Source organism: Klebsiella sp. BDA134-6 (assembly GCF_015601345.1).
GTDB classification, from domain to species: domain Bacteria; phylum Pseudomonadota; class Gammaproteobacteria; order Enterobacterales; family Enterobacteriaceae; genus Klebsiella; species Klebsiella grimontii.
This window is the reverse complement of the sequence record NZ_CP064784.1, coordinates 5325408-5345515: the sequence shown is the minus strand read 5'-3', so window position 1 is coordinate 5345515 and position 20108 is coordinate 5325408. Positions and strand designations below refer to the sequence as shown.

The following is a 20108-nucleotide window of genomic DNA, read 5'->3' as shown; positions in this document are numbered from 1 at the left end:
ATGACTGCTGAATTATTAGTTAACGTAACGCCATCAGAAACGCGCGTCGCTTACATTGATGGCGGTATTCTCCAGGAAATTCATATTGAGCGTGAAGCGCGACGCGGAATAGTAGGCAATATCTACAAGGGTCGTGTCAGTCGGGTGCTGCCGGGAATGCAGGCGGCTTTTGTAGATATTGGCCTGGATAAGGCCGCGTTTCTGCACGCTTCTGATATTATGCCGCATACCGAGTGCGTGGCGGGCGAAGAGCAAAAGCAGTTCGCCGTCCGCGATATCTCCGAGCTGGTGCGTCAGGGACAAGATTTAATGGTGCAGGTGGTGAAAGATCCTCTCGGCACCAAAGGTGCCCGCCTGACCACCGATATCACCATTCCTTCTCGCTATCTGGTCTTTATGCCCGGGGCTTCGCATGTCGGCGTCTCTCAGCGTATTGAAAGCGAAGCGGAACGCGAACGCCTGAAAAAAGTGGTGTCTGAATACTGCGATGAACAGGGCGGATTCATTATCCGTACCGCGGCGGAAGGCGTTCATGAGCAGGAGATGGCCGCAGATGCCGCCTATTTAAAGCGCGTCTGGACAAAAGTGATGGAGCGCAAAAAGCGCCAGCAGACGCGTTATCAAATGTACGGTGAACTGGCGCTGGCGCAGCGCGTGCTGCGTGATTTCGCCGATGCGCATCTTGACCGTATTCGCGTTGACTCCCGTCTGACCTACGAATCGCTGCTGGAGTTTACCGCCGAATATATTCCGGAGATGACCAGCAAGCTGGAGCATTACAGCGGCCGCCAGCCGATTTTCGATCTTTTCGACGTGGAAAACGAAATTCAGCGCGCGCTGGAACGTAAAGTTGAGCTGAAATCAGGCGGTTATCTAATCATTGATCAAACGGAAGCGATGACCACCGTTGATATCAACACCGGCGCATTCGTCGGTCACCGTAATCTTGACGATACTATCTTTAATACCAATATTGAGGCGACCCAGGCGATTGCTCGTCAGCTACGGCTGCGCAATCTTGGTGGGATTATCATCATTGATTTCATTGATATGAACAATGAAGATCACCGTCGCCGGGTGCTGCACTCTCTTGAGCAGGCGCTGAGCAAAGACCGGGTTAAAACCAGCATTAATGGCTTCTCCCAGCTTGGACTAGTAGAGATGACCCGCAAGCGCACTCGTGAAAGCGTGGAGCATGTGCTATGTAATGAGTGTCCTACCTGCCACGGGCGCGGTACGGTGAAAACGGTGGAAACGGTGTGCTATGAAATCATGCGCGAAATCGTGCGCGTGCACCACGCCTACGATTCCGACCGGTTCCTGGTCTATGCTTCTCCTGCGGTAGCGGAAACGCTGAAAGGGGAAGAGTCGCACGCGCTGGCAGAAGTCGAGATCTTTGTCGGTAAGCAGGTCAAAGTACAAATTGAACCGCTCTATAATCAAGAGCAGTTTGATGTCGTAATGATGTAATCATCCGTTTGCTTGCTGATGTCGGGATAAAGAGGCGGGCGAAAGGATGACGCGTAACAGGCTGACAAGGAGAGATGCGTGAGGCGACTGCCCGGGATATTACTGCTCACCGCGGCAACATTGATTGTTGTCGTCGCACTGCTGGTGAGCGGTCTGCGTCTCGTTCTGCCGCAGTTGAACAGCTGGCGTCCGCAGGTGCTGGAAAAAGTCTCCGCGATGGCCGGCGTGCCGGTCGATGCCTCAAACATTGTCGCCAGCTGGCAGACTTTTGGCCCAACGTTGGATGTCCGCGATGTTAAGGCCGGCCTGAATGACGGCGGTGAGCTTTCCGTCAAGCGCGTCACTCTGGCGCTCGACGTCTGGCAAAGCCTGCTGCATATGCGCTGGCAGTTTCGCGATCTGACCTTCTGGCAGCTGCAGATTCATACCAATACTCCTATTCAAACCAATAACGGCGGTGAAGGGCTGAAAACCGACCGTATCAGCGATCTTTTTCTCCGCCAGTTCGACCACTTTATTCTTCGCGATAGCCATCTGAGCTTCCTGACGATCTCGGGCCAGCGGGCAGAGCTCTCCATCCCGCAGCTTACCTGGCTGAACGGTAAAAATCGCCATCGCGCTGAGGGGCAGCTTAGCCTTAGCAGCCTGACCGGCCAGCATGGCGTGATGCAGGTGCGCATGGACCTGCGCGATGAAGACGGCTTGCTCAATAAGGGGCGCGTCTGGCTTCAGGCCGATGATATCGACGTTAAGCCATGGCTTGGTCGCTGGATGCAGGACAACATCGCCCTGCAGAGCGCGCGGTTTAGCCTTGAAGGCTGGATGACCATCGACAAAGGCGACGTCGCCAGCGGGGATGTATGGCTGAAAAAAGGCGGTGCCAGCTGGCAGGGTGATAAAGATAAGCATCATCTCTCGGTTGATAATCTGACGGCGCACATCTATCGCGATAATCAAAGCTGGGGCTTTGACATCCCGGATACGCGCATTTCGATGGATGATAAACCCTGGCCGCGCGGCGCGCTGTCGATGGCGTGGATCCCGGCTCAGGATGTGGGGGGAAAAAATGGTCAACGCAGCGATGAGCTGCGCATTCGCGCCAGCAATCTTAACCTTAGCGGCCTGACCGGGCTGCAGCCGATGGCGGATAAACTGGCACCGTCGCTGGGCGAAATCTGGCGTACGACGCAGCCGGACGGCAAAATCAACCTTCTGGCGCTGGATATTCCGCTACAGATGGCGGAAAAAACGCGTTTCCAGGCGGACTGGAGCGACATGTCCTGGAAGCAGTGGAAGCTGCTGCCCGGCGCGGAGCATTTCTCCGGCAACATTGCCGGCAGCGTGGAAAACGGTACCCTGCATGCCCACATGGCGCAGGCGAAAATGCCCTATGAAACGGTCTTTCGCGCGCCGCTGGAAATCGCCCGGGGCGATGCGACCCTCAGTTGGGTGAAGAATGACAAAGGTTTTATGCTCGATGGTCGCGACATCGACGTACAGGCTACCGGTGTTCGTGCCCGCGGCGGGTTCCGCTATCTGCAGCCGCAGGGCGATGAACCCTGGCTCGGTATTCTGGCCGGTATCAGTACCAACGACGGCGGTCAGGCATGGCGCTACTTCCCGGAAAATCTGATGGGCAAAGCGCTGGTGGATTATCTCAGCGGAGCGATTAAAGGCGGCCAGGCCACTGATGCCACGCTGGCTTATGGCGGCAACCCGCACCTTTTCCCGTATAAGCATAATGAGGGGCAATTCCAGGTCACGGTGCCGCTAAAGAACGCCACCTTTGCCTTTCAGCCTGACTGGCCTGCGCTAACCGGCCTGAATATCGACCTTAACTTTATCAATGACGGACTATGGATGAAGGCCGATAAGGCAATGCTCGGCAAAGTGACCGCCAGCAATCTCGATGCGGTGATCCCCGACTATTCGCGTGAAAAGTTATTAATCGATGCCGATGTTAACGGTCCGGGTAAAGAGGTTGGTCCTTATTTTAACGAGACGCCGCTGAAAGAGACGCTGGGCGCGGCGCTGGATGAGCTTCAGTTGGACGGTAATGTGAGCGCTCGCTTACATCTTGATATTCCCCTGGATGGCGAGATGACCACCGCTAAGGGTGATGTCCGGCTGGACAATAACAGTTTATTTATCAAGCCTATTGATACCACATTGCAGAACCTGAACGGTAAATTCAGCTTTGTAAACGGCGACCTGAAAAGCGAACCGATGAGCGCGACCTGGTTTAATCAGCCGCTGAATATCGATTTCTCGACCACCGAAGGCGCAAAAGCATTCCTGGTAGACGTCGGGATGAACGCCAACTGGCAGCCCGCGCGTACCGGTTTACTGCCGAAAGCCCTGGATGGCACCCTGAGCGGTAGCGTGCCCTGGGACGGTAAAGTCGCGATTGAGCTTCCGTATCGCGGTAACGCTAGCTATAAGGTGGATGTTAACGCTGACCTGAAGAATGTAAGTAGTCACTTACCTGCACCGGTCGATAAACGGGCCGGTGAGCCTCTACCGGTAAACATTAAGGTTGATGGCGGCCTAAGCAGCTTTACTCTGGCCGGCTCCGTGGGGGCGAAAAATCATATCAATAGCCGCTGGCTGCTGGGTCATAAGCTGACTCTGGACCGCGCTATTTTAACCACTGACAGTAAAGCCGTGTCTCCACTCCCCGGGCAGCCTGGCGTGGAGCTGAATATGCCGCCGATGGATGGTGCGCAGTGGCTGGCGCTGTTCCAGGGCGGCGCGGCCAATGACGTCAGCAGCAATATGATTTTCCCCGAGCAGGTCACGCTGCGTACGCCGGTGTTAACGATGGCGGGCCAGAGCTGGAATAACGTCAGCCTTGTTTCCCAACCCGGCGCCGGAGGGACGAAGATTGAAGCCCAGGGACGTGAAGTTAACGCCACCCTGACAATGCGGAAAAACGCACCGTGGCTGGCAGCCATTCGCTATCTCTACTACAACCCCACTGCAGCGAAAAGCGGCGGGACGGAAAAAAGCAGCGGCCCTCTGGCAGACGCAAAAATGGATTTCCACGGCTGGCCGGACCTTCAGCTTCGCTGCGCCGAGTGCTGGCTGTGGGGGCAAAAATATGGTCGCATCGAAGGCGATTTCACTATTCGCGGAGATACCCTGACGCTGGCGAACGGCCTGGTGGATACCGGTTTTGGCCGCCTGACGACCGATGGCGTGTGGGTGAGCGCGCCGGCGGGCGTACGAACCTCTTTAAAAGGTAAACTGCACGGTAATAAAACCGATGATTTCGTGAACTTCTTCGGCGTATCCACGCCGGTAAAAGGTTCTTCGTTTGATATTGATTATGACCTTCACTGGCGTGCGCCGCCGTGGCAGCCCGACGTTGCCTCGCTTAACGGGATCCTTAAAAGCCGTCTTGGGAAAGGCGAGTTTACCGATCTCAGCACCGGTCATGCCGGCCAGCTACTGCGTTTATTGAGCGTTGACGCGCTGCTGCGCAAGCTGCGTTTCGACTTTAGCGATACCTTCAGCGAAGGTTTCTACTTCGATTCCATTCGCAGTACGGCGTGGATTAAAGACGGCGTTCTCCATACCGACGATACGCTAGTTGATGGCCTGGAAGCGGATATTGCCATGAAAGGGTCGGTGGATCTTGTCCGCCGTCAGCTGAATATGCAGGCCGTGGTCGCGCCGGAAATTTCCGCGACCGTGGGCGTCGCTGCAGCCTTTGCCGTTAACCCGATAATCGGCGCCGCGGTCTTTGCCGCCAGCAAGGTATTGGGGCCGCTGTGGAATAAAGTTTCTATTCTGCGCTATCGCATCACCGGTCCTATCGATCAGCCGCAAATTAACGAAGTTCTGCGCCAGGCGCGAAGTGACAAAAAGCAATGATTTGACGATTGTGCGTAATTACCGCACTCTCAATAGAGAGCCTATTTTATTTCCGCCCGAGAGGCGGCAACAAACGAGTAGCAAAACGATGAGTCTGAACCTGGTAAGTGAACAATTACTGTTGGCAAACGGCCTGAACCATCAGGATCTGTTTACCATTCTTGGCCAACTGGCCGAGCGCCGTCTGGATTACGGCGATCTCTATTTTCAGTCGAGCTATCACGAGTCCTGGGTTCTTGAAGACAGCATCATTAAAGATGGTTCGTACAATATCGACCAGGGCGTCGGCGTCCGTGCGGTGAGCGGGGAAAAAACCGGCTTTGCCTATGCGGACCAGATTAGCCGACTGGCGCTGGAACAGAGCGCGCAGGCGGCGCGTACCATTGTACGCGACCACGGCGATGGTAAAGTTCATACCCTCGGCGGAGTGGAGCACAGCTCGCTCTATACCAGTATCGACCCGCTGCAAAGCATGAGTCGGGAAGAGAAGCTGGATATTCTGCGCCGGGTAGATAAAACCGCCCGCGCGGCCGATAAACGGGTGCAGGAAGTTTCCGCCAGCCTGACCGGCGTCTATGAGTTAATTCTTGTTGCCGCCACTGACGGCACGCTGGCGGCGGACGTGCGCCCGCTGGTTCGTCTTTCCGTCAGCGTGCTGGTGGAAGAGGATGGCAAACGCGAGCGCGGCGCTAGCGGCGGCGGTGGTCGCTTTGGCTATGACTATTTCCTGGCCTCGCAGGATGGCGATGTGCGCGCAGATGTATGGGCGAGAGAAGCCGTGCGTATGGCGCTGGTCAATCTGACCGCCGTCGCAGCGCCTGCCGGAATGCTGCCGGTTGTGCTGGGGGCGGGCTGGCCTGGCGTGCTGCTTCATGAAGCCGTCGGTCACGGACTGGAAGGCGATTTTAACCGTCGCGGGACCTCGGTATTCAGCGGCCATATGGGCGAATTGGTGGCCTCTGAGCTGTGCACCGTGGTGGATGATGGCACCATTGCCAACCGTCGTGGCTCCGTCGCCATTGATGACGAAGGTACTCCGGGCCAGTATAACGTTTTGATTGAAAACGGCATTCTCAAAGGCTATATGCAGGACAAGCTCAACGCCAGGCTGATGGGTGTGGCGCCAACCGGCAACGGTCGTCGCGAATCCTACGCGCACCTGCCTATGCCGCGTATGACCAACACCTACATGCTGGCGGGGAAATCAACGCCGCAGGAGATTATCGAATCGGTCGATTACGGCATCTACGCGCCGAACTTTGGCGGCGGTCAGGTGGATATCACCTCCGGGAAATTTGTCTTCTCCACGTCTGAAGCCTACCTGATTGAAAAAGGCAAAGTGACCAAAGCGGTGAAGGGGGCGACGCTCATCGGTTCAGGTATCGAAGCGATGCAGCAGATTTCGATGGTGGGGAACGATCTGAAGCTGGACAGCGGCGTCGGCGTTTGCGGCAAAGAGGGCCAGAGCGTACCGGTTGGCGTTGGTCAGCCAACGCTCAAAGTGGATAAACTCACCGTCGGCGGCACCGCCTGATATCTCTCAATGCGCTTTCGCTCGCGGCGAAAGCGCACATCACCTCCGCGGGGTCGCGATGAAAGCCGCGCGTCAGCAGCAGATAGTCGAGTTACTCAGTCAGCACCGCACCCTAACCACTGAAGCGTTATCCCAGCTTCTGCAGGTCAGCATCGAGACCGTTCGTCGCGATTTGAGCGAGCTGCAGAAACAGGGGAGTATTCAGCGTAGCCACGGGCAGGCGCGCGTTCTCCTGCGCGATAATCACAGCGGCGAGAAGCCGTTTCATAGCCGCGTGAAAAGCCATTATGCCCATAAATCTGATATTGCCCGTACCGCGCTGGCGTGGATTGATGAAGGCATGACGATCGCGCTGGATGCGAGCTCAACCTGCTGGTTTCTGGCGCGTCAGCTACCGAATATTAACCTGACGGTGTTTACCAATAGCCACCCGGTTTGCGTAGAGCTGGGCCGCCGTGAACGGATCCAGCTGATCAGCGCCGGTGGTCAGCTTCAGCGTCAATATGGCTATTACGTTAACCCTGCGCTGTTATCGCAGGTCAAATCGCTGGAGATCGATCTGTTCATTTTTTCCTGCGAGGGGATCGATAACGACGGCGTTCTCTGGGATTCCAGCGCCAATAATGCCGCTTACAAATCGCTGCTCCTGAAACGGGCGGCACAGTCGCTATTGTTAATCGACAAAAGCAAATTTCATCGCTCCGGCGAGGTGAACATCGGCAATCTCCGCGACGTGACGCAGATTATTTCCGATGCCGGGCCTGATAATGCGTTATTACCCTTTTTCGCAGGCTCTGGACGCTAGCGGGCTATTCCCCGACCGTGCATACCCTGGTAAATATTTGCCACCCCGACGAAATACTCGGTCAGGTAATTAATGCATACCTGTACCTTCAGCGGCAGCTTATCTTTCTCGGTATACAGCGCGTATACCGGTCGCGGATCGGACTGGTAGCTCGGCAGCAGGATCTCCAGTTCGCCGCGGTTGATCTCTTCGATCGCCCACATCAGCGGAACGTAAGCTACGCCGACGCCTGCCGTCAGCCAGCGCACCAGCGTCATCGGATCGTTAGTGACGAATCTGCCCTGAGGGATCAGCTTGGTTGAAATGCCTTCCGGAGCGATGATTTCAAATTCGTTATCCGGCCGGACGCTGTATTCCAGCCAGGAGTGGCTGGCGAGATCCGCCGGCTTTTCCGGACATCCGGCGTGCTGGAGATAGCTTTTCGCCGCACAGAGCACCATTGGCATAGAGCCCAGACGGCGGGAAAAGAGGCTGGAGTCCTGCAGCGCTCCCACGCGAATCACCACGTCCAGACCGTCCGCGATCAGGTCCGGCGCCGGGATGCCGGTGACCAGGTTTATGGAGAGCCCCGGGTGCTCTTTGAGCATATCGGCGGTTATGCGAGCCAGGACATTCTGTGCCATAGTTGAAGAACAGCCGATGCGCAGCGTACCGATGGGCGTATTGTTAAACGCGTATAGCTGTTCATGGACATCCTGGACTTCGAACAGCATCCGCCGACAGCCTTGATAATATATTTTTCCCGCTTCTGTTAAGCCCAGGCTGCGCGTACTGCGGTTGAGTAGCTTAACCTGTAGCTCATCTTCCAGTTTGGCTACCGTCTGGCTGATGGAAGAAACGCTCATCTGGAGCTGGCGGGCCGCGGCGGTAAATGAACCTAATTCCACCACTCTGGCAAAAACGGACATGCGTTTTAATCGTTCCATTATTCACTCTGGCTTAAAAGTGATTTAGATCACACATTATAGATAAGACCGCAATTGTTACGTTACTATATAGTTAGCTTAATAATAAACGCATCGCGCATATCACCTGTACGCTTCTTATCAAGGTCATCATGAGTCTGTTTCCTGTCATTGTGATTTTCGGCTTGTCGTTTCCGCCGATCTTCTTTGAGTTGCTGTTGTCGCTCGCCATCTTCTGGCTGGTGCATCGCCTGCTGGTTCCGACCGGCATCTATGATTTTGTCTGGCATCCGGCACTGTTTAATACCGCGCTCTATTGCTGCCTGTTTTATCTGATATCGCGTTTGTTCGTTTGAGGTAGATGTGAAAACACTAACAAGAAATATCCTCCGTACCGCAATCACTGTGATACTGGTTATCCTGGCATTTTTGGCGATTTTTCGCGCATGGGTGTATTACACCGCCTCGCCCTGGACGCGCGATGCGCGCTTTAGTGCGGATATTGTGGCCATCGCTCCCGATGTTTCCGGCCTGATTTCGCAGGTGAATATCAAGGATAACCAACTGGTTAAGAAAGACCAGGTTTTGTTCGTCATTGATCAGCCGCGTTACCAGAAAGCCTTAGCTGAGGCTGAAGCCGATGTCTCCTATTACCAGACTCTGGCGCAGGAGAAGCGCGTTGAAGCCGGCCGTCGTAACCGCCTTGGCGTCCAGGCCATGTCCCGGGAGGAGATTGACCAGGCGAATAACGTTCTGCAAACCGTTGAGCATCAGTTGGCAAAAGCGATCGCGAGTCGCGATCTGGCGAAGCTTGATCTTGAACGCACGGTCATTCGCGCTCCGGCTGATGGCTGGGTGACGAACCTGAACGTCTACAGCGGCGAGTTTATCACCCGCGGTTCTACCGCGGTTGCGCTGGTCAAGCAGAATACCTTCTATGTGATGGCCTACCTGGAAGAGACCAAGCTTGAGGGCGTGCGTCCTGGCTTCCGCGCCGAAATTACCCCGCTGGGAAGCGTGCAAACCCTTAAAGGCACCGTCGACAGCATTGCTGCTGGGGTGACCAATGCCAGCAGCAGTAGCGATACGAAAGGGCTGGCCTCTATTGACTCTAATCTTGAATGGGTACGCCTGGCACAGCGGGTGCCGGTACGTATTCACCTTGACCAGCAGCAAGGTAATCTCTGGCCGGCCGGGACGACGGCGACGGTGGTGATTACTGGTAAAGACGACCGCGATTCCAGCCGGACAAGTTTCTTCCAGAAACTGGCGATGCGCCTGCGTGAGTTCGGTTAATCGCCATGGGGATTTTCACCATCGAACCCCGGCATCTCCGCTTTGCCATTAAATTAGCCTGTGCGGTGGTGCTGGCGTTATTCGTCGGTTTTCACTTTCAGCTGGAAACACCGCGCTGGGCGGTGCTTACCGCGGCCATCGTGGCCGCCGGCCCGGCGTTTGCCGCCGGCGGAGAGCCTTACTCCGGGGCTATCCGCTATCGCGGGATGCTGCGTATTGTCGGTACCTTTATCGGCTGTATCGCCGCGCTGGCGATTATCATCCTGATGATCCGCGCCCCGCTGCTGATGGTGCTGGTCTGCTGCCTGTGGGCAGGGTTCTGTACCTGGATCTCCTCTCTGGTGCGGGTTGAGAACTCCTATGCCTGGGGCCTGGCGGGCTATACCGCGCTTATCATTATTATCACTATCCACGAAGAGCCGATGCTGGCGCCGCAGTTCGCCGTCGAACGGTGCAGTGAAATTGTTGTTGGTATCGTCAGCGCTATCGTGGCCGACCTGCTATTTTCGCCGCGGTCGATTAAAAAAGAGATCGACCTTGAGCTGGATAACCTGCTGATCGATCAATACCGCCTGATGCAGCTTTGCGTGGCGTATGCCGATAAAGACGAAGTCGATAAGGCCTGGAGCGCGCTGGTTCGCCGCACCAACGGGCTGGAAGGGATGCGCGGAAACTTAATTATGGAGTCCTCGCGCTGGGCAAAAGTGAACCAGCGGCTGAAGGCGATCAATACCCTCTCTTTGACCTTAATTACCCAGGCCTGTGAAACCTATTTGATTCAGAATACCCGGCCTGAGATGGTCACCGATGACTACCGCGAGCTGTTCGCTGAACCGGTTGAGACCGTGCAGGACGTGCACCGCCAGTTAAAGCGGATGCGCCGCTTTTTAACCTGGAAGGGAGAGCACAATACGCCGGTGACGATCTACAGCTGGGTCGGGGCTGCGACGCGCTATCTACTTTTGAAGCGGGGCGTGGTTGGCAATACCAAAATCAGCCGTATTGAAGCGGAAGTGCTGCAAGGTGAAGTGGTGGTGAAGGCGGAATCCGCCGAGCGACATCATGCGATGGTCAACTTCTGGCGTACGTCGATCTCCTGCATCCTCGGTACGCTGTTCTGGCTGTGGACCGGCTGGACTTCAGGTAGCGGGGCGATGGTGATGATCGCAGTTGTCACTGCCTTAGCGATGCGTTTGCCTAATCCGCGAATGGTGGCTATCGATTTCCTCTACGGCACGTTGGCGGCATTACCGTTGGGGGCGCTGTTTTTCCTCGTGATTATGCCCGCGACTCAGCAAAGTATGCTGCTGCTGTGTATCAGCCTGGCGGTGATGGCATTTTTTATCGGTATCGAGGTGCAAAAGCGGCGGTTGGGTTCGCTGGGGGCGCTGGCCAGCACCATTAATATTCTGGTGCTGGATAATCCGATGAAGTTTCAATTCAACCAATTTCTGGATAGCGCCTTAGGCCAGATCGTGGGGTGTTTCCTCGCGCTGATGGTGATTTTACTGGTTCGCGATAACTCTCAGGCTCGCACCGGTCGCGTGTTGCTCAACCAGTTTGTCTCGGCGGCGGTATCATCGCTGACCACCAATACGGCGCGACGAAAGGAAAACCATTTGCCGGCCCTGTATCGCCAGCTCTTTTTGTTGCTGAATAAATTTCCCGGCGATATCGCCCGCTTTCGTCTGGCGCTGACCCTGATTATTGCGCATCAGCGCCTGCGCGACGCGCCAGTACCGATAAATGACGACCTGTCGGTATTCCACCGGCAGTTGCGTCGTACGGCGGATCGCGTCATTTCCGCCAGTAGCGATGATAAGCGCCGCTACTATTTTGCCCGCCTGCTTAATGAGCTGGATATTTACCAGCAAAAATTACAGCTCTGGGAAGCCTCTCCGCAGGTGACCGAGCCGGTGCGAAGGCTGGTGGAGATGCTGCATAAGTACCAGCATGTATTAACCAATAGCTAGCCGCCAGAACCGACGCCTGAAGCGTCGGTTTTTTTATCGCTATACTTAATTGTCTGAGTATGAATTCTACCGTCAGAGTGGAACTACACGCCGGGATGACCGGGCTATGAAAAGTTGCAGGTGTGGACAGGATGCGGGCAATGACTACCTATACCTTTGATTTTGATGAAATAGCTGAACAGCAGGATTTTTATCGTGAGTTTTCACGTACCTTTGGCTTAACGCGTGAGAAAGTGAACAACCTGGATTCGCTGTGGGAAGCGGTGACCGCAGGGCTGCTGCCCCTGCCGCTAGAGATTGAGTTTATTCATTTAAGCGATAATCAGCGACGGCGCTTTGGCGCGATAATATTGCTATTTGATGAAGCGGAAGAAGAGCTGGAAGGGGAGCTTCGTTTTAATGTGCGGCAGTCGTAAAAAAGCCCCCGACAGAGCGGGGGCAAGTCGTCGGATAAGACGACGAGGGTTTATTTGTACAGCTCAGCCGTAGCGTGCCAGCTATCGCCGGTACGGGCTTCAATAATTCGGTAGCTGCTGGCGCCTTCTTTTTCAGCTTTAGCCGCCAGTTCCTGGCGCATATCCATCGGCGCGCTGCCTACCTGAGAAACGGAAACGGTGCCCATGGACTGCAGATTTTGCGCCTGTTCAGCATTCACTTGATTGACGGCAGCGTTTGCGCCGAAAGAGAGAACGGAAGCCAGACCCAGGGATGCGATGATAATTGCGCTTTTCATAATCTTTTCTCCAACCTTAATATTTGCAGCGGCGGGAGGCTTAATAAACCTGGGGCCGCTGGAGAGATTCTGTTTCAGTTAATGACCGACAATCGTTAAATCTTATTTATAAAGCTCAGCCGTTGCGTGCCAGTGGTCACCGGTACGTGCTTCAATAATGCGGTATGAAGAAGCACCTTCTTCTTGTGCTTTCTTGTTCAGCATTTCGTGCATATCCATCGGGGAAGAACTTACCGCGCCGACGGAAACGGTGCCGATTGCCTGACGGCCTTGAGCCTGTTCGCTGTTGATAGAGTCAGCGGCGAAGGCGCCGAAAGACAGAACGGAAAGGATGCTTAATGCTGCTACAGTGGTTTTGATTTTCATGATGTTCACCTCGTCGAATCTTTTTGTTGGGGGTCTTTGTTTCGTGACCCTCATCACAAAATCAAGTATACACTAATCACTGAAAATATTAATACCTTGCTAATTGTTTTTCATGTAAATAATTACAAAGAAATGTCTTTTTTATAACGTATAAGAATTAGAAATGTCACAATCTTGCCAGGTTAGGCGATTATGATTAATAAAATCATGAGGTTATATGAATTTGATCTTTTGTGCGCTTAAGTGGGTTTCATCACGTAAATGAATGTATAGAAACGGAAAAACACACAAAATGTTAAAGAAATGATAATTTTTTGAAGGGATACCCTCTGGCGTTAACCAGAGGGGAGGGGATCAGAGTTCCTGCTCAAACAGAACGAGAATGGCGTCATGCAGCTCTTTAACGGTAAAACCCCTGGCCGGGGTGGTAAAGATAGTGTCATCACCGGCAATGCTGCCGAGAATACCTTCAGCTTTGCCCAGGGAGTCCAGAAGCCGGGCGATCAGCTGCGCTGCGCCTGGGCTGGTATGAATAACCACGACCGAATCGTTATAGTCGATATCCAGCACCAGGTTTTTTAGCGGACTGGAGGTCGTCGGGACGCCAAGCTCGGCGGGCAGGCAGTAAACCATTTCCATTTTGGCGTTACGCGTGCGTACGGCGCCAAACTTAGTGAGCATACGTGAGACTTTCGATTGGTTGATATTATCGAAGCCTTCCTCTTGCAGAGCCTGTACGATTTCACCTTGAGAGCTGAATTTTTCTTCTTTAAGCAGCGCTTTAAACGCCTTAACCAGTTCTTCTTGTTTTGCCGAACTACGCATAAGTCACCCAATTATGGTGGTAAAAACAACATCATTATGCATAAACATGCATTTTTATGCAAATAATCCGCAGGGGAGAAGCGTAAATAATGTTATGAAGGGCGCATATTTTAGCAAAAAACCCTAATAAGGAACATGCTTTCGTCACGGCGCGCAAATTGCTACAAAAGTAAATGAAATGTTATTAAATGATGTTGTTCTGCTCAATGCGCTGGGTGTATTGTAACCAATAGTCGATCCGGTACTACGCTTTGCTGGATGGTCAGTCTCAGGGAGGAAAATGCGAAGCTGCTGCATCGCTGCGCACGACCACGCATTCTTCAGCCATAATTATTGTAATTGTTCATCTTGTGAATTAAGGTCCAGGCGACGGAGTAACGAAAGACTATTTTAACCATAATAAGGAGTTTAGGATGAAAGTTGCAGTCCTCGGCGCCGCTGGTGGAATCGGCCAGGCGCTTGCCCTACTACTTAAGACCCAACTGCCTTCAGGTTCAGAACTCTCGTTGTACGACATCGCTCCGGTAACACCGGGCGTGGCGGTTGATCTTAGCCATATCCCTACCGATGTAAAAATCAAAGGTTTTTCCGGCGAAGACGCCACCCCTGCGCTGGAAGGTGCTGATGTGGTGCTGATATCCGCGGGCGTAGCGCGTAAGCCCGGAATGGATCGCTCCGATTTATTCAACGTTAATGCCGGTATTGTGAAAAATCTGGTACAGCAAATCGCCAAAACCTGCCCGCAGGCCTGCGTCGGGGTTATCACCAACCCGGTGAACACCACCGTGGCGATTGCCGCAGAAGTGCTGAAAAAAGCCGGTGTTTACGATAAGAACAAGCTGTTTGGCGTCACGACGCTGGATATTATCCGCTCGAATACCTTTGTCGCTGAACTAAAAGGCAAATCTTCGTCAGACGTTGAGGTTCCGGTTATTGGCGGCCACTCCGGTGTGACTATTCTTCCTTTATTGTCACAAATTCCGGGTGTCAGCTTCAGCGATCAGGAAGTGGCGGATTTGACTAAACGCATTCAAAACGCTGGTACTGAAGTTGTTGAAGCAAAAGCCGGTGGTGGCTCAGCAACGCTATCAATGGGGCAGGCCGCCGCGCGATTCGGTCTCTCTTTAGTTCGTGCCATGCAGGGAGAGAAAGGCGTGGTGGAATGCGCCTATGTTGAAGGTGATGGCCAATATGCCCGCTTCTTCTCTCAGCCGTTGCTGTTAGGTAAAAATGGCGTAGAGCAGCGTCAGTCTATCGGTAAACTGAGCGCGTTTGAGCAGCAGGCGCTGGAGGGGATGCTGGATACGTTGAAGAAAGATATCGCCCTTGGCGAAGACTTTGTGAATAAATAACGCTTCATTAAAAGAGAAGCCGGAGCCTGGGTTCCGGCTTTTTTATGCCTTTCTCCCGCCCCTGAATGACTCAACCTGCTGGTAAATCTGCTAAACTCCCCGCGTCTTGAGCGGCAACAAACGAGGACGTCGTGAAAAAAATTGAAAGAAAGCAGACCAGGGACCAAATTACTCAAATGATCCGTTACGAGATCCTTTCCGGCAGTATGAAGTCGGGGGATGAGCTCGCGCAGGAGAGTATTGCGGAACAGCTGGGGCTTTCTCGTATGCCGGTTCGTGAAGCGTTACAGGCCCTGGAGCAGGAAGGGTTTCTGGTGCGCTTGCCAAACCGCCATATGCAGGTCTCTCGGCTGGAACCTGACCACGTCAGCCATATTTTCCAGGCCATTGCGGCGATGGCAACGGCGCTTTTTTCACTGGTGCCCGCGTCGGCAGGCGAGTCGCTGGCTACGAGAGCGCGAGAGTTGGGGCTTCCTGGTGAAAGGATTCGGGAGCTGGCGTTTCATCAGGCGCTTATTTCTTATATTGATAACCGCTATCTGGAAAAAATTTATCAGCAGTTTTTAGATGGTTATATCGGCTATGTCATTCTGTATCTGAAAGAGGATAATCAGGAGTCGGCGCAAATACTCAGTTCTCTGATGGATGCTATCCATCAAGGCGATCGCGCCGAGATCGCGCAGGAAACGCAGCGTTATTTCCTCTCTCTGGCAGAAATAATGCGTCAACACATGAAGGATTGGGAAAGTGCAGAAGCCTCGATTAGGGAAAATTAAGCTTCTTTCAGCGAAAGAGCAGGTCGCGGCAGTCTTACGTAAAGCGATACTGTCGCGAGATTTAGTTGAAGGGCAAGAAATAACCCTTGAAGGGATCGCCAGTATGGTTGGCGTATCCAGTATGCCCGTGCGTGAAGCATTTCAGATACTGGCTGCGGATGGGCTGATTAAAGTCCGCCCCAATAAAGGGGCGGTTGTGCTGGGGATTAACGAACAAACGATTCACGAGCATTACGAGATTCGCGCGCTGCTGGAGAGTGAAGCGGTCGCTAAAGCTTCTCGCCCTGGGACGGACATTTCGCGCATTGCCGAAGTTCATTACGCTGCGGAAAAAGCGTTGGCGGAAAATAACTCAGCTGAATATTCTGACCTCAATCAGGCTTTTCATATGGAGATATGGAACGCGGCCGGAAACGGCAAAATGAAGCTGCTGCTCAGCAATATGTGGAACGGGCTCTCGATGGGGCATAAGGTCACCGAGGAAGAGTACGCGATCATTTCCATACGCGAGCATAAAGGGATTTTACTGGCCCTGGAGCAGCATAATGAAGCGTTGGCCCGTCAGCTAATGCGCGAGCATATCATCCGTTCGATGGAAAATATGCTGACGCGCTATGTCGACGAGCCCTCGGCCTGACCTAATCGCCTGTACGATCGTTGCAGGCGTCTTATCTATTCATTCCATAAATTAATTTCGCTAAGGTACTGCTTTTGCGGGGTTTTGATAAAGATCGCAATCCTGACTCTTTCGTGAAAAACGCATTGACTTAGTCTTTGTATGGGAATAGTTTCCCTCTCGTCAATATTGGATACAATATCATATATCATTGATGGGATAATTATAAATATGGAACCGATTACCATTACTCTATGTTTGCTGGTGTTTGCTATCGCCATGTTTGTGTGGGAAAAAATACCGCTCGCGGTCACGTCTATGGTGGTTTGCGTCGCGCTGGTTCTCACCGGCGTGCTCAATCTCAAGCAGGCTTTCGCCGGCTTTATCGACACCAACGTTATTCTCTTCGTCGCCATGTTTATCGTCGGCGGGGCGCTATTTGAAACCGGGATGGCGAATAAGGTGGGGGGCGTGATTACTCGCTTCGCGAAAACGGAAAAGCAGCTGATTTTTACCATTATGGTCGTGGTTGGCGTGATGTCCGGTTTCCTCTCCAATACCGGTACCGCAGCCGTCCTGATCCCGGTCGTTATCGGTGTGGCGGCAAAATCAGGCTTTGCTCGTTCCCGACTGCTGATGCCGCTGGTTTTCGCTGCCGCGCTCGGCGGTAACCTGTCGTTGATTGGCGCGCCGGGCAACCTGATTGCGCAGTCAGCTTTGCAGAATATTGGCAGCGGTTTTGGCTTTTTTGAATATGCCAAACTCGGTTTACCGATGCTGGTTTGCGGCGTTATTTACTTCTTGACCATCGGCTATAAATTCCTGCCCAACCACCCGAACCGTGGGGAAGTTGGCAGCGTCGGCGAACAGCGCGATTACAGTCACGTTCCGCGTTGGAAGCAAATCCTCTCTTTCGTTGTTCTGATCGCCACGATCCTCGGCATGATTTTCGAAAAGCAGACCGGTGTGAGTCTTGCGGTAGCGGGCTGTATCGGCGCGCTGGTGCTGGTGGTTACCGGCGTGCTTACAGAAAAGCAGGCCTATAAAGCCATTGATTCTCAGACTATTTTTATCTTCGGCGGCACGCTGGCGCTGGCGAAAGCGCTGGAAATGACCGGGGCGGGAAAACTGGTGGCGGATCACGTGATTGGCCTGCTGGGACAAAACTCTTCGCCGTTTATGCTGCTGGTGGTGGTCTTTGCGCTGTCCATCATTATGACTAACTTCATGTCCAACACCGCGACCGTCGCGTTGTTAGTACCGGTGAGCCTGTCGATTGCGGCGGGCATGGGCGCCGATCCTCGTGCGGTGCTAATGGCGACGGTTATTGGCAGTTCTTGCGCCTACGCCACGCCAATCGGCATGCCTGCCAACATGATGGTGCTGTCGGCAGGCGGCTATAAGTTTGTTGACTACGCCAAATCCGGCATCCCACTGATTATCGTTTCCACCATTGTCAGCCTGATTCTGCTGCCAATCCTTTTCCCTTTTCATCCGTAATGAACGGAAGCTGTCCTGACTAAGGAGCCTGTATGAGCAAAAGTGAACAGATATCCCATATGACCAATATTATGGCCAAATTTGTGGGGTACACCGGCAAAGTCTTGCCTGATGATGTCACCGTAAAACTGGAAGAGTTGCATAAGAAAGAGACCAGTAAACTGGCCGACGTCATCTTTACGACCATGATTGAGAACCAGCGTCTGGCAAAAGAGCTGGATCGCCCTTCATGCCAGGATACCGGCGTGATTCAGTTTCTGGTGGAGTGCGGGGCTAACTTCCCGCTGATCGGTGAACTGGAAGCGCTGCTGCGTGAAGCGGTGATCAAAGCGACCGTGGATTCCCCGCTGCGCCACAACAGCGTTGAGACTTTTGATGAATACAACACCGGTAAAAACGTGGGTAAAGGTACGCCGACGGTATTCTGGGAGATCGTTCCCAATTCCGATCGGTGCAGCATTTATACCTATATGGCGGGCGGCGGCTGTTCCCTGCCGGGGAAAGCGATGGTGCTGATGCCGGGCGCGGGTTATGAAGGCGTTACCCGCTTTGTTCTCGACGTGATGACCAGCTACGGTTTAAACGCGTGTCCACCGCTGCTGGTAGGCGTGGGCGTGGCGACTTCCGTTGAAACGGCGGCGCTACTGTCGAAAAAAGCGCTGATGCGCCCTATAGGCTCGCACAATGAGAATGAACGTGCGGCGTCGTTGGAAAAAATGCTGGAAGACGGCATTAACAAAATTGGCCTTGGGCCTCAGGGGATGTCCGGTAATACCTCCGTCATGGGTGTGAATATTGAAAACACCGCGCGCCATCCCTCCACCATCGGGGTGGCGGTGAACGTCGGCTGCTGGTCGCACCGAAAAGGACATATCGTTTTTGATAAAGACTTGAACTACACCATTACGTCTCACAGCGGAGTGAATTTCTGATGACTAAAAAAATCCTTACGACGCCGATTAAAAATGAAGATTTAGCCGATATTAAAGCGGGCGATATTATTTATCTCAACGGTCATATTGTGACCTGTCGCGATGTGGCGCACCGTCGTTTAATTGAAGGTGGGCGCGAATTACCCGTTGATGTTAGCGGTGGCGCTATTTTACACGCCGGACCGATTGTCCGTCCGATTAAAGGTGAGGACGATAAGTTTGAAATGGTTTCCGTTGGGCCGACCACCAGCATGCGCATGGAAAAATTCGAAAAAGAATTTATTGCAAAGACCGGCGTGAAATTAATTGTTGGGAAAGGCGGCATGGGGAAAGGTACCGAGGAGGGATGCGCGGAGCATAAAGCGCTGCACTGCGTATTCCCGGCCGGTTGCGCGGTAGTGGCTGCGGTGTGCGTGGAAGAGATCGAAGATGCGCAGTGGCGCGATCTGGGAATGCCGGAAACGCTATGGGTATGTCGGGTAAAAGAGTTTGGTCCGCTAATTGTCTCTATTGATACCCATGGAAATAACCTGTTCGAACAGAACAAAATTATTTTTAACCAGCGTAAAGAGCTCGTCGCTGATGAAATATGCCAGAACGTAAGCTTTATCAAATAATCTGGGTTATATGAATTGCACGATAATGATGGCGATACGTTTATTGCGATAATAAACAAGGACTCTGGCCGGGGCGGTTCAGGGAACTCCATCCTTATTATTTTCGTTATATACCCAGTGGATTTCGAGTTGCTTTGAGGCGGCAAGAGAGAGAATCCCCAGGAGCTTACTCAAGTAAGTGGCTGGGGTGAACGAACGTAGCCAACAAAGAAGCAACTTGAAAGACGATGGATATAAATAACATCATTATCGTGCCTCCTGCCTGAAGGCTATTTTATGACTAATGCAGCACTGTTACTGGGTGAAGGCTTCACCCTGATGTGCCTCGGCATGGGCTTTGTGCTGGCGTTTCTGTTCCTGCTGATTTTCGCCATCCGCAGCATGTCCGCCGCCGTCAACCGCTTCTTCCCGGAACCGGCTCCCGCGCCGAAGGCCACACCTGCCGCCGCGCCCGCTGACGACTTCGCCCGCTTAAAGCCGGTAATTGTCGCCGCTATTCACCACCATCGCCGCCTTAACCCTTAATTCACGG

General features: G+C 53.4%; 19 protein-coding genes. 15 read left to right on the top strand and 4 right to left on the bottom strand.

Annotated features, from left to right (window positions below):
* The 4 genes from rng (at window position 1) to fucR (ending at window position 7685) form a co-directional block, all read left to right on the top strand.
* Window positions 1-1470, top strand: a complete 1470-nt coding sequence (gene rng / locus IYV58_RS24760; protein ID WP_004125826.1) for a ribonuclease G — start codon at window positions 1-3, stop codon at window positions 1468-1470.
* A gap of 78 nt (window positions 1471-1548) precedes the next feature.
* A complete protein-coding gene (yhdP, locus tag IYV58_RS24755) occupies window positions 1549-5346 on the top strand; it encodes an AsmA2 domain-containing protein YhdP (RefSeq protein ID WP_004125823.1) in 3798 nt (1265 codons plus the stop codon).
* A gap of 88 nt (window positions 5347-5434) precedes the next feature.
* Window positions 5435-6880: a metalloprotease TldD gene (tldD, locus tag IYV58_RS24750; RefSeq protein ID WP_004125820.1), complete on the top strand. Its 1446-nt coding sequence runs from the start codon at window positions 5435-5437 to the stop codon at window positions 6878-6880.
* 58 nt (window positions 6881-6938) lie between these two features.
* Window positions 6939-7685, top strand: a complete 747-nt coding sequence (gene fucR, locus IYV58_RS24745; protein ID WP_004125812.1) for an L-fucose operon activator — start codon at window positions 6939-6941, stop codon at window positions 7683-7685.
* Here fucR and aaeR read toward each other — a convergent pair.
* Window positions 7682-8611, bottom strand: coding sequence for an HTH-type transcriptional activator AaeR (aaeR, locus tag IYV58_RS24740; protein ID WP_004125810.1), 930 nt, complete (start codon window positions 8609-8611; stop codon window positions 7682-7684). The two genes, fucR and aaeR, sit on opposite strands and share 4 nt — an antisense overlap.
* A gap of 131 nt (window positions 8612-8742) precedes the next feature.
* Here aaeR and aaeX point away from each other — a divergent pair, with 131 nt between their 5' ends.
* The 4 genes from aaeX to IYV58_RS24720 all read left to right on the top strand — a co-directional run bounded on the left by aaeX (window position 8743) and on the right by IYV58_RS24720 (window position 12275).
* Window positions 8743-8946 carry a p-hydroxybenzoic acid efflux pump operon protein AaeX gene (gene aaeX, locus IYV58_RS24735; protein ID WP_002918640.1) on the top strand — a complete coding sequence of 68 codons (204 nt, stop codon included), beginning with the start codon at window positions 8743-8745 and terminating at the stop codon, window positions 8944-8946.
* 7 nt (window positions 8947-8953) lie between these two features.
* A complete protein-coding gene (gene aaeA, locus IYV58_RS24730) occupies window positions 8954-9886 on the top strand; it encodes a p-hydroxybenzoic acid efflux pump subunit AaeA (RefSeq protein WP_087829071.1) in 933 nt (310 codons plus the stop codon).
* A gap of 5 nt (window positions 9887-9891) precedes the next feature.
* Window positions 9892-11859, top strand: coding sequence for a p-hydroxybenzoic acid efflux pump subunit AaeB (aaeB, locus tag IYV58_RS24725; protein WP_049114907.1), 1968 nt, complete (start codon window positions 9892-9894; stop codon window positions 11857-11859).
* Between the two features lie 140 nt (window positions 11860-11999).
* Window positions 12000-12275, top strand: coding sequence for a barstar family protein (locus IYV58_RS24720; RefSeq protein ID WP_004125798.1), 276 nt, complete (start codon window positions 12000-12002; stop codon window positions 12273-12275).
* A gap of 50 nt (window positions 12276-12325) precedes the next feature.
* Here the strand turns inward: IYV58_RS24720 and yhcN-B are convergent, their stop codons facing one another.
* The 3 genes from yhcN-B to argR form a co-directional block, all read right to left on the bottom strand.
* Complete coding sequence (gene yhcN-B, locus IYV58_RS24715; RefSeq protein ID WP_049114908.1) at window positions 12326-12592, bottom strand: DUF1471 family stress response protein YhcN-B; 267 nt, start codon at window positions 12590-12592, stop codon at window positions 12326-12328.
* 102 nt (window positions 12593-12694) lie between these two features.
* A complete protein-coding gene (yhcN, locus tag IYV58_RS24710) occupies window positions 12695-12958 on the bottom strand; it encodes a peroxide/acid stress response protein YhcN (RefSeq protein WP_004106226.1) in 264 nt (87 codons plus the stop codon).
* Window positions 12959-13312: 354 nt separating this feature from the next.
* The gene (gene argR / locus IYV58_RS24705) at window positions 13313-13783 is read right to left on the bottom strand and encodes a transcriptional regulator ArgR (RefSeq protein ID WP_004106225.1); all 471 of its coding nucleotides are present in this window, start codon (window positions 13781-13783) and stop codon (window positions 13313-13315) included.
* Window positions 13784-14196: 413 nt separating this feature from the next.
* Between argR and mdh the strand changes: the two genes are divergently transcribed.
* The 7 genes from mdh to IYV58_RS24670 all read left to right on the top strand — a co-directional run bounded on the left by mdh (window position 14197) and on the right by IYV58_RS24670 (window position 20101).
* Entirely contained in the window at window positions 14197-15135 is a 939-nt protein-coding gene (gene mdh, locus IYV58_RS24700) for a malate dehydrogenase (RefSeq protein ID WP_004125793.1), read from the top strand.
* A 131-nt stretch (window positions 15136-15266) separates the two neighbouring features.
* A complete protein-coding gene (locus IYV58_RS24695; RefSeq protein WP_004125791.1) occupies window positions 15267-15911 on the top strand; it encodes a GntR family transcriptional regulator in 645 nt (214 codons plus the stop codon).
* Window positions 15883-16548 carry a GntR family transcriptional regulator gene (locus tag IYV58_RS24690; RefSeq protein WP_112167384.1) on the top strand — a complete coding sequence of 222 codons (666 nt, stop codon included), beginning with the start codon at window positions 15883-15885 and terminating at the stop codon, window positions 16546-16548. The genes IYV58_RS24695 and IYV58_RS24690 overlap by 29 nt, the downstream gene beginning before the upstream one ends.
* Window positions 16549-16758: 210 nt before the next feature.
* Complete coding sequence (locus IYV58_RS24685) at window positions 16759-18027, top strand: SLC13 family permease (RefSeq protein ID WP_004125778.1); 1269 nt, start codon at window positions 16759-16761, stop codon at window positions 18025-18027.
* Window positions 18028-18059: 32 nt separating this feature from the next.
* A complete protein-coding gene (gene ttdA / locus IYV58_RS24680) occupies window positions 18060-18959 on the top strand; it encodes a L(+)-tartrate dehydratase subunit alpha (protein ID WP_004125775.1) in 900 nt (299 codons plus the stop codon).
* Entirely contained in the window at window positions 18959-19576 is a 618-nt protein-coding gene (gene ttdB / locus IYV58_RS24675; protein ID WP_049114911.1) for a L(+)-tartrate dehydratase subunit beta, read from the top strand. The genes ttdA and ttdB overlap by 1 nt, the downstream gene beginning before the upstream one ends.
* 276 nt (window positions 19577-19852) lie before the next feature.
* On the top strand, window positions 19853-20101 hold the full coding sequence (locus IYV58_RS24670; RefSeq protein WP_123828720.1) for an oxaloacetate decarboxylase subunit gamma: 249 nt from the start codon (window positions 19853-19855) through the stop codon (window positions 20099-20101).
* Window positions 20102-20108 lie beyond the last annotated feature (7 nt).